This is a genomic window from Anoxybacillus sp. CHMUD, from assembly GCF_013096965.1.
Classification (GTDB): domain Bacteria; phylum Bacillota; class Bacilli; order Bacillales; family Anoxybacillaceae; genus Anoxybacillus; species Anoxybacillus kestanbolensis_A.
The window spans coordinates 35226-45078 of the sequence record NZ_SDLG01000022.1 but is presented as its reverse complement, the minus strand read 5'-3'; the positions used below and the strand labels follow the sequence as shown (position 1 = coordinate 45078).

The 9853-nt window shown below is 43.4% G+C and carries 7 protein-coding genes, 10 tRNA genes and 2 rRNA genes; all 19 read left to right on the top strand.

Translation table 11 applies throughout. The annotated features are described in order from the left end of the window. A 23S ribosomal RNA gene (locus ETB99_RS12550) occupies positions 1-122 on the top strand; the annotation flags it as partial. 366 nt (positions 123-488) lie between these two features. Further along, a 5S ribosomal RNA gene (gene rrf / locus ETB99_RS12545) occupies positions 489-605 on the top strand. A gap of 166 nt (positions 606-771) precedes the next feature. Beyond that, a tRNA-Asn gene (locus ETB99_RS12540) sits at positions 772-846 on the top strand. A 2-nt stretch (positions 847-848) separates the two neighbouring features. Then, positions 849-921 (top strand) — tRNA-Thr (locus ETB99_RS12535). 15 nt (positions 922-936) lie between these two features. Beyond that, positions 937-1008, top strand: a tRNA-Glu gene (locus ETB99_RS12530). Positions 1009-1018: 10 nt separating this feature from the next. Then, positions 1019-1094 (top strand) — tRNA-Val (locus ETB99_RS12525). A 59-nt stretch (positions 1095-1153) separates the two neighbouring features. Then, positions 1154-1229: transfer RNA gene (locus ETB99_RS12520), tRNA-Thr, on the top strand. A 5-nt stretch (positions 1230-1234) separates the two neighbouring features. Continuing rightward, positions 1235-1319, top strand: a tRNA-Tyr gene (locus ETB99_RS12515). 145 nt (positions 1320-1464) lie between these two features. Next, positions 1465-1539, top strand: a tRNA-Gln gene (locus tag ETB99_RS12510). Positions 1540-1563: 24 nt separating this feature from the next. Continuing rightward, positions 1564-1636 (top strand) — tRNA-Lys (locus ETB99_RS12505). A gap of 6 nt (positions 1637-1642) precedes the next feature. Further along, positions 1643-1717: transfer RNA gene (locus tag ETB99_RS12500), tRNA-Gly, on the top strand. Position 1718: 1 nt separating this feature from the next. After that, positions 1719-1791, top strand: a tRNA-Ala gene (locus tag ETB99_RS12495). Between the two features lie 135 nt (positions 1792-1926). Next, complete coding sequence (gene rocF / locus ETB99_RS12490) at positions 1927-2823, top strand: arginase (protein WP_004888717.1); 897 nt, start codon at positions 1927-1929, stop codon at positions 2821-2823. Between the two features lie 123 nt (positions 2824-2946). Further along, positions 2947-3510, top strand: coding sequence for an RNA polymerase sigma factor SigW (gene sigW / locus ETB99_RS12485; RefSeq protein ID WP_077429737.1), 564 nt, complete (start codon positions 2947-2949; stop codon positions 3508-3510). 17 nt (positions 3511-3527) lie between these two features. Continuing rightward, a complete protein-coding gene (locus tag ETB99_RS12480; RefSeq protein ID WP_077429738.1) occupies positions 3528-4142 on the top strand; it encodes an anti-sigma factor family protein in 615 nt (204 codons plus the stop codon). 63 nt (positions 4143-4205) lie between these two features. Next, positions 4206-5027: a diadenylate cyclase CdaA gene (cdaA, locus tag ETB99_RS12475; protein WP_077429739.1), complete on the top strand. Its 822-nt coding sequence runs from the start codon at positions 4206-4208 to the stop codon at positions 5025-5027. Then, positions 5020-6252, top strand: coding sequence for a CdaR family protein (locus ETB99_RS12470; RefSeq protein WP_077429740.1), 1233 nt, complete (start codon positions 5020-5022; stop codon positions 6250-6252). The genes cdaA and ETB99_RS12470 overlap by 8 nt, the downstream gene beginning before the upstream one ends. 19 nt (positions 6253-6271) lie before the next feature. Next, the gene (gene glmM, locus ETB99_RS12465) at positions 6272-7618 is read left to right on the top strand and encodes a phosphoglucosamine mutase (RefSeq protein WP_171700737.1); all 1347 of its coding nucleotides are present in this window, start codon (positions 6272-6274) and stop codon (positions 7616-7618) included. Between the two features lie 388 nt (positions 7619-8006). Continuing rightward, positions 8007-9809 carry a glutamine--fructose-6-phosphate transaminase (isomerizing) gene (gene glmS, locus ETB99_RS12460; protein WP_171700736.1) on the top strand — a complete coding sequence of 601 codons (1803 nt, stop codon included), beginning with the start codon at positions 8007-8009 and terminating at the stop codon, positions 9807-9809. Positions 9810-9853 lie beyond the last annotated feature (44 nt).

The following is a 9853-nucleotide window of genomic DNA, read 5'->3' as shown; positions in this document are numbered from 1 at the left end:
TGAGATTTCCCATCGCGTCAAGCGAGTAAGATCCCTTGAAGATGACAAGGTAGATAGGTCCGAGGTGGAAGCGTGGCGACACGTGCAGCTGACGGATACTAATCGATCGAGGACTTAACTAAACACATACGAAAAGCGCAGGCGACTGTCCAGCCACGAAGAACGCGAAAGGCCTGCGAGGAGGCTGTTGCCGCCACAGCAGGACTGAAGCGATTCGAGGGGCTAGGAGCCGCAGCTAGACAAAAGAAAAGCGGAGAACGGTTCTTGACGTAGTCAAGAAAACATCCGACGGAGCCGAAAGCTTTTGACGAAGACGTGCACGCACGTCGAACGGAAAAAGCGCAGGCGTAGGAGGATGTTAGTTCGAAGCTAGACATCACGAAAAGCGGAGGCGACTGTTTAGCCTGTTATCTAGTTTTGAAGGAATAAAAAAATGCTTGACAACAAAAAATATTCCGTTATAATAACATTTGTCTAAAGCATTATTGCTCGGTGACGATGGCGGAGAGGTCACACCCGTTCCCATCCCGAACACGGAAGTTAAGCTCTCCAGCGCCGATGGTAGTTGGCGGGACACCGCCTGCGAGAGTAGGACGTTGCCGGGCAAAACAATATGTTATTCCGCAGTAGCTCAGTGACGAGCGATGCTTCATCGATCAAGCTGCGAGTTGCCTCGACGCATTCATCATCATTGAGTATGCGAGTAGAGGAAGAGGCAGTAGCATTCAATTGAAATAATGGTTAAGCAGTATGAATTACTTACATTTTTATTCCGCAGTAGCTCAGTGGTAGAGCACTCGGCTGTTAACCGAGCGGTCGTAGGTTCGAATCCTACCTGCGGAGCCAGTGCTTCCATAGCTCAGTTGGTAGAGCACTTCCATGGTAAGGAAGAGGTCACCGGTTCAAGCCCGGTTGGAAGCTTGTGTGTCGTATGTTGGCCCGTTGGTCAAGTGGTTAAGACACCGCCCTTTCACGGCGGTAACACGGGTTCGAATCCCGTACGGGTCATCTCTTTTACGGAGGATTAGCTCAGCTGGGAGAGCACTTGCCTTACAAGCAAGGGGTCGGCGGTTCGATCCCGTCATCCTCCACCATACGTTTTGATGAATGTGTAGGAAATTGGGTAGCATAATGTAGTCTAGGGAAAATGACTGCCGGCTTAGCTCAATTGGTAGAGCAACTGACTTGTAATCAGTAGGTTGCGGGTTCAAGTCCTGCAGCCGGCACCATCCGTGGAGGGGTAGCGAAGTGGCTAAACGCGGCGGACTGTAAATCCGCTCCCTTTGGGTTCGGCGGTTCGAATCCGTCCCCCTCCACCATTTGTTTTCACATAATGATTACATACATTTTTGTCATATCAATGTCGGATTATTTCGCGAATTTCCTTCAGAAATTCTCAAAATAATCCTGCGGTGTTAATTCATGAGGTAAATTCTGAGAAGTTAACTCATGAAGTTATATCAATGGGCTATAGCCAAGCGGTAAGGCAACGGACTTTGACTCCGTGATGCGCTGGTTCGAATCCAGCTAGCCCAGCCATTTAATTATAATTTAACTTATAACGAGCCATTAGCTCAGTAGGTAGAGCATCTGACTTTTAATCAGAGGGTCGGAGGTTCGAGTCCTCCATGGCTCACTGTTTGCGGAAGTAGTTCAGTGGTAGAACACCACCTTGCCAAGGTGGGGGTCGCGGGTTCGAGTCCCGTCTTCCGCTCCATGGGGCCTTAGCTCAGCTGGGAGAGCGCCTGCTTTGCACGCAGGAGGTCATCGGTTCGATCCCGATAGGCTCCATACTAAAACCTTAGGTAATACCTAAGGTTTTTTTCTGTTTGTTATAGAATAAATATTCAAAAAGTTGTCGAGTTGAGCCAACTGTTTCTCCTCATGTACAATAAACATCAGATACAACAAGGGGAGGAGATCGAGATGGACATTTCGATTATTGGAGTGCCAATGGACTTAGGACAAACACGCCGTGGTGTTGATATGGGGCCAAGTGCCATTCGCTACGCTGGCGTAGTAGAGCGTTTAGAAAACTTAAATCATGATATTGAGGATTTAGGAGATATTCAAATTGGTCGCGCTGAGCGCGTTCAAGATGTGACAAATCCAAAATTACGAAACTTGAAAGCGGTTGCTGAGGCGAATGAAAAACTAGCCGCTACGGTGGATGAAGTTGTGGCCAAAGGTCGTTTCCCACTAGTGCTTGGTGGGGATCACAGCATTGCGATTGGGACACTTGCAGGAGTGGCTAGACATTATAAAAGTTTAGGCGTCATTTGGTACGATGCGCACGGAGATTTAAACACGGAGGAAACATCGCCCTCGGGAAATATTCACGGTATGTCGCTTGCTGCAAGTTTAGGACTTGGTCATCCAGCTTTAACGATGATTGGTGGATATAGTCCAAAAGTGAAACCAGAAAATATTGTGATCATCGGTGCTCGTGCACTTGATGAAGGCGAAAAACAATTAATTAAAGAAAAAGGAATCAAAATATATACAATGCATGAGGTTGATCGTCTCGGTATGACAAAAGTAATGGAAGAGACGATTGCGTATTTAAAAGAACGAACAGACGGTGTACATTTGTCTCTTGACTTAGATGGGCTTGACCCACATGATGCACCTGGAGTTGGAACGCCGGTGATCGGTGGGCTCTCTTACCGTGAAAGTCATTTAGCGATGGAAATGTTAGCTGAAGCGCAAATCATCACTTCAGCTGAATTTGTTGAAGTGAATCCGATTTTAGATGAGCGCAATAAAACAGCTGCAACTGCTGTCGCTTTAATGGGATCGCTGTTCGGTGAGAAGCTTGTATGAGAGGTGGCATGATGCCACCTCTTCATTTTTTTTAAAAATATGAATATATTCGTTGCGATTTGTGGAACTTTGCTTTATGTTATTCGTATAAAATAGTAGCCCCCATGTGGAGGTAAATATTACATGGACATGTTTATTAGGCAACGCATTAAAGCAGTTAAAAAAGGAGATCAAAGTGCTTTTGCTGATATTGTTGAAATGTACAAAGATAAAATTTATCAACTATGCTATCGCATGTTAGGAAATCGTCATGAGGCGGAGGATGCGGCACAAGAAGCGTTTATTCGGGCGTATGTCAACATCCATACGTACGATCCAACTATGAAATTTTCTTCTTGGTTGTATCGCATTGCAACGAATTTATCGATCGATCGCATGCGTAAAAAAAATCCTGATGTTTATTTAGATGCGGAAGTGTCAGGAACAGATGGGCTAACGATGTACTCTCAGCTTGCAGATAAGGGAACTTCTCCGGAAGATGCTTTAGAAAGCTTAGAGTTACAGAAAATGGTTCAAGAAGCGATTTTAAAATTGCCGGAAAAATATCGCACAGTCATCGTTTTAAAATATATTGACGAGCTATCGTTACAAGAAATTAGTGACATTTTAAACTTGCCGATTGGCACAGTAAAAACGCGCATTCATCGTGGTCGTGAAGCATTGCGTAAACATTTAGGCCATTTATGATAAAAGGAGTGAGACAGATGCCATGCTCTAAACAAATTGTTCAATGGATGCATGACTACTTAGATGGGGATATTCCAAAAGAGGAAGAACGACAATTGCGTAGCCATATTCAACAATGTGAAGCATGTCGCGAGCATTTTTATGCATTGGAAAAAACAGTGGCGTTTGTCGAAAACGTTTCTCACTTCACCCCTTCAGACGATTTTATCAAAAAAGTGATGTACAACTTACCTCGTGAAAAACGACGTGTACGTTGGAAACGGTGGTTTACTCATCATCCGTTTTTAACGGCTGCATCACTATTTCTCCTATTAAGCACAAGTGGCTTGTGGGCCGTTTGGCAAGAAGACAATGAATTTTCGTTTTCTAAGCAAGAACATTTAATTGTTCAAAATCATACTATCATTGTGCCGAAAGGAAAAGTCGTGGAAGGTGATATTGTTGTCCGAAATGGTGATATTCAAATTGAAGGAGAAGTGCGTGGCAACGTTACTGTTATTAACGGTCATAAATATTTAGCTTCTGCTGGTGAAGTAACCGGACAAATTGAAGAAGTTAATGAAGTATTTGATTGGATTTGGTATAATGTAAAAAGAGTCGGTTACAATATCGCCAAAACATTAACGAAATAGCCATCCATATTGATGGCTTTTTTACATGTGAGAGCAATTAGAATGAGTGAAGGAAGTGTAAGAATGCCATTTGGAGAGCTCCCAACATTTGTGAATTACCTCATTAAGTTTGTAGACATTCTTGTCGTTTGGTTTGTGATTTACAAACTCATTATGGTTGTGCGTGGCACGAAAGCGGTGCAACTGCTAAAAGGGATTATTGTCATTATCCTTGTTCGCATTGTAAGTAGCTTTATTGGATTAAGCACATTGCAATGGTTGATGGATCAGGCGATTACATGGGGTTTTTTAGCTATCATCATTATTTTCCAGCCTGAGTTACGTCGAGCACTTGAACAGCTAGGGAGGGGAAAACTGTTTTCTCGGAGCACGACGCCTGAAGAGGAAGAGCAAACGCACATCATTGAAGCGATTGTGAAAGCGACAGAGTATATGGCAAAACGACGAATCGGGGCGTTAATTTCTATTGAACGAGAAACAGGAATGGGCGATTACATTGAAACCGGCATCCCATTACACGCACATGTTTCATCAGAATTGCTCATTAACATTTTTATTCCAAATACGCCACTTCACGATGGAGCTGTTATTGTTCAAAGAAATCAAATCGCTGCGGCATCTTGTTATTTGCCACTGTCTGAAAGCCCGTTTATTTCTAAAGAGCTTGGCACGCGACATCGCGCGGCATTAGGTATTAGTGAAGTGACCGACAGCATTACCGTTGTTGTATCCGAAGAAACTGGAGCAATTTCTGTTACGAAAAATGGGGAGCTTTACCGTGACTTAAAGTTAGATGTATTGAGAGAATTGCTGACGAAAGAGCTCATCCAACCGAAGACAACTTCCTCATCTCGTTGGCAGTGGAGGGCGAAAAAAAGTGGATAAATGGATGAATAGCCCATGGTTTATACGTATTTTTTCTTTGTTGTTAGCGCTTATGATTTACGTTTCAGTCAATATTGAAACACAATCGAATAGTACGTCACGAAATACGGTCGGTCAATCGGATGTTGAAACGGTGACGGACGTTCCGGTCGTCGCGTATTACGATCAAGAAAACCTTGTTGTTTCAGGGATCCCCCAATCTGTGAATGTCATGCTTGAGGGGCCAAAAAGCATTGTTACGCCAACGAAGCTGCAGCGAGATTTTGAAGTGTATGTCGATTTATCTAAGTTGTCAATTGGCAAACATACTGTTCCTTTGAAATACCGAAATATTTCGGAAAAGTTGCGTGTCACTATTGATCCAGCGACAATTACTGTAACGATTGATGAACGAGTGTCAAAAGACTTTCCAGTAGAAGTTGACTTTATTAATAAATCACAAATTGCAGATGGTTATTCACCAGAACAGCCAATTGTGAAGCCAAATGTTGTGAAAGTGACCGGAGCAAAAACATTAATTGATAAAGTGGCATTAGTAAAGGCACGTGTAGACTTAAAAGGAGTTGAAGAAACAATTGAGAGGGAGTCGAAAGTGACGGTATATGATAAAGAAGGAAATGTGTTACCGCTCGATGTGGAACCATCCATTGTCGACATTACCGTGCCAATAAAAAGTCCAAGTAAAACTGTTCCTTTAAAAATTGAACGAAAAGGAACGTTACGCGAAGGATTAAGCATTGTCAAAATGGAAGTAATTCCGAGTGAAGTAACGATTTTTGGACCAAAAGCAAAGATCGATGAGATCGAGTTTATTAGTGGTATTGAAGTCGACTTAAGCGATATTACAAGTGATACCACTTTACAAGTTGATGTGCCTGTTCCAAAAGGAGCTAAAATGGTAGATCCGGCGAAAGTGACAATTTTAATTGAAATTGAACAGGAAAAAGAAAGGACATTTGATCAAGTTCCAATTGAAATCATCGGACTAAACGATGCGTACAAGGCAGAATTTATCGATCCTGCTGATCGAAATGTTACACTAACGGCTTTAGGGGCCCAAAGTGTATTGGATGCTATTCAGTTGAAAGATATTGAGGTATACTTAAACGTTAGTGAATTAGGTATTGGAGAACATGACGTACCAATTGAAGTCAATGGTCCTCAAAACGTTCGATGGAGACTACCGCAAAAAGAAGCAACGATTCGCATTACAAGAAACGAGTAATAATAGAAGGAGCGATAGCATGGGTAAGTATTTCGGAACAGACGGTGTTCGAGGGATTGCCAATAGCGAATTAACGCCAGAATTAGCTTTTAAAATTGGTCGTTTTGGTGGATATGTATTAACGAAAGATAAAGAACGTCCGAAAGTATTAATCGGACGCGATACACGCATTTCTGGTCATATGCTCGAAGGAGCGCTTGTTGCTGGATTGCTCTCCATCGGGGCAGAAGTGATGCGCCTTGGTGTTATTTCGACGCCGGGTGTAGCTTACTTAACAAAAGCGCTAGGGGCACAAGCAGGAGTTATGATCTCTGCTTCCCATAACCCCGTTCAAGATAACGGCATTAAGTTTTTCGGTCCAGATGGGTTTAAGCTTTCTGATGAACAAGAGTTAGAAATTGAAGCACTTCTTGATAGTGAAGAAGATACGTTGCCACGTCCAATCGGCAAAGATTTAGGGCAAGTAAACGACTATTTTGAAGGTGGACAAAAATATTTACAATATTTAAAACAAACGGTAGATGAAGATTTTTCAGGCATTCATGTCGCGCTTGATTGTGCACATGGGGCGACATCGGCATTAGCGACACATTTATTTGCTGATTTAGATGCCGATGTATCGACGATGGGTGCATCACCGAACGGATTAAACATTAACGACGGTGTCGGTTCGACGCATCCAGAGGCGTTGGCTGCGTTTGTGAAAGAAAAAGGAGCAGATGTAGGATTAGCGTTTGATGGCGATGGTGACCGATTAATTGCGGTGGATGAAAACGGTCAAATTGTTGACGGTGACCAAATTATGTACATTTGCGCGAAATATCTCAATGAACAAGGCCGCTTAAAACATCAAACGGTCGTCTCGACCGTCATGAGCAATCTCGGCTTTTATAAAGCGCTTGAAGCGCAAGGGATCAAAAGCGTACAAACAGCCGTTGGCGACCGTTATGTCGTCGAAGAAATGAAAAAGAACGGCTACAATTTAGGTGGAGAACAATCGGGGCATATTATTTTCCTTGATTACAATACGACAGGGGATGGATTGTTGACGGCGCTGCAGCTTGTCAACATTATGAAAATGACGAAAAAGCCGCTTTCTGAGCTAGCGGGGGAAATGAAAAAATACCCACAAAAATTAGTGAATGTAAAAGTAACAGATAAACAGGAAGCAATCGCAAACGAAGAAGTGCAACGTGTCATTCGCGAAGTGGAAGAAGAGATGGCTGGAAACGGCCGCATTCTCGTTCGTCCGTCTGGTACGGAGCCGCTCGTTCGTGTGATGGCAGAGGCGCCGACAAATGAACTTTGCGATCAATACGTCGAGCGCATTGCGTCCGTTATTCGTGAACGCTTTGGCGTACAATAATGGTTTCAGTAAACGATATGCATAAATGGAACAGTTTATTCCATTTATGCATATTTTGTTTATACAGGGGTAAGCGATACACATTGACGTTTGCCTCTTTGTTGTTGTAAACTATTGTTGTTTGACATCTTACATGAAAGGAGGATAGCGGAAAAAAAGTTTCACAAAAGCGCCTGGACTAAGCTTTGGACGGGAAAAAAGCTTAGTTGACGAGGAGGAGGTTTATCGAGTGTTCGGCGGATGCCTCCCGGCTGATGCGATGACAGCCGCAAGTTCTTTCTTAAAACAAAGAGGCGACTCTTTGCACAAAGGAAAGAACGTTCATCGCAAACAAATATTTTAAGGGGCAAGAGCCCCTTCTTGCCCCTATTATTAGGGAGGATTTATTATGTGCGGAATCGTTGGTTATATTGGTGAACAACCAGCAAAAGAAATTTTATTGTACGGATTAGAAAAATTAGAATACCGTGGCTATGACTCGGCAGGGATTGCGTTATTAAACGAAAAAGGTGTTCATGTGTTTAAAGAAAAGGGACGCATTGCTGACTTGCGCGCGATTGTCGCAGAAGATGTCGATGCGCCGCTTGGCATTGGCCATACACGTTGGGCAACACATGGCGTACCAAACCGCGCGAATGCTCATCCACATCAAAGTGCATCTGGCCGCTTCACGCTTGTGCATAACGGTGTGATCGAAAACTACGAATTGTTAAAACGCGATTATTTAGCACATGTGACGTTTAAAAGTGACACAGATACAGAAGTTATTGTTCAGTTAATCGAAACGTTTGTAAATGACGGATTGTCGGTGGAAGAAGCGTTTCGTAAGACGCTTTCGTTATTAAAAGGTTCGTATGCGATCGCGTTAATTGATGCCGAAAACGATGGTGTCATTTATGCGGCGAAAAACAAAAGCCCGCTTTTAGCTGGGTTAGGCGAAGGATTTAATGTCGTCGCAAGCGACGCATTAGCGATGTTACAAGTGACAAATCGATATGTTGAGTTAATGGATAAAGAAATCGTCATTGTGACAAAAGAAAGTGTGACGATTAAAAAGTTAAATGGTGAAGTCGTAGAGCGTGCACCGTATGTAGCGGAATTAGATGCAAGCGACATTGAAAAAGGAACGTATCCTTACTACATGTTGAAAGAAATTGACGAACAACCGCTTGTCATTCGTCGTTTAATTGAAAAATATCGCAATGAACAAGGCGAGTTAGCGATTGATGAAGATATCGTGCAAGCAGTGAATGAAGCCGATCGCTTATATATCGTCGCGTGCGGCACGAGCTATCATGCTGGTTTAGTCGGTAAGCAATTGATCGAAAACTGGGCGAAAATCCCTGTTGAAGTGCACATTGCAAGCGAATTTTCATACAATATGCCGCTTTTATCGGAAAAACCGCTCTTTATTTATATTTCACAAAGCGGGGAGACGGCAGATAGCCGCGCGGTGCTCGTGCGCACGAAAGAGCTTGGTTATAAATCATTAACGATTACGAACGTGCCAGGTTCGACATTATCGCGCGAAGCAGATTATACGCTTCTTCTTCATGCTGGGCCAGAAATCGCTGTTGCATCAACGAAAGCATATACAGCACAAATTGCGGTGCTTGCGATGTTAGCGGCGGTCGCTGCGAAAGCAAAAGGCATCGCGCTAGATGTTGACGTCACAAAAGAACTCGGCATTGTCGCCAATGCGATGGAGACACTTTGCGACGCAAAACATGAAATGGAACAAATTGCACGCGAATATTTAGCGACAACACGCAACTGCTTCTTTATCGGTCGCGCGGTTGACTATTATGTCGTATTAGAAGGGGCATTAAAGCTAAAAGAAATTTCTTACATTCAAGCAGAAGGCTTTGCAGGTGGAGAATTGAAGCACGGTACGATCGCTTTAATTGAAAACGGCACACCAGTCATTGCCCTAGCGACACAAGAACATGTGAACTTAAGCATTCGCGGAAACGTCAAAGAAGTGGTCGCTCGCGGCGCTAATCCGTGCATCATTTCCATGAAAGGATTAGACATGGAGGACGACCGTTTCGTCATTCCAGCTGTTCATCCAATGCTTACGCCGCTTGCATCTGTCGTGCCATTGCAATTAATTGCTTACTATGCAGCATTACACCGCGGCTGCGACGTCGACAAACCGCGCAACTTAGCGAAGTCGGTAACGGTGGAGTAAAAATTAGAAGAAATGATAAAAACACACGTCACGATGTATGTAAT

Bases quoted from the DNA above. Each gene is read 5' to 3' on its own strand.
- rocF (WP_004888717.1), top strand. From the start codon at position 1,927: ATGGACATTTCGATTATTGGAGTGCCAATGGACTTAGGACAAACACGC.
- sigW (WP_077429737.1), top strand. From the start codon at position 2,947: ATGGACATGTTTATTAGGCAACGCATTAAAGCAGTTAAAAAAGGAGAT.
- ETB99_RS12480 (WP_077429738.1), top strand. From the start codon at position 3,528: ATGCCATGCTCTAAACAAATTGTTCAATGGATGCATGACTACTTAGAT.
- cdaA (WP_077429739.1), top strand. From the start codon at position 4,206: ATGCCATTTGGAGAGCTCCCAACATTTGTGAATTACCTCATTAAGTTT.
- glmM (WP_171700737.1), top strand. From the start codon at position 6,272: ATGGGTAAGTATTTCGGAACAGACGGTGTTCGAGGGATTGCCAATAGC.
- glmS (WP_171700736.1), top strand. From the start codon at position 8,007: ATGTGCGGAATCGTTGGTTATATTGGTGAACAACCAGCAAAAGAAATT.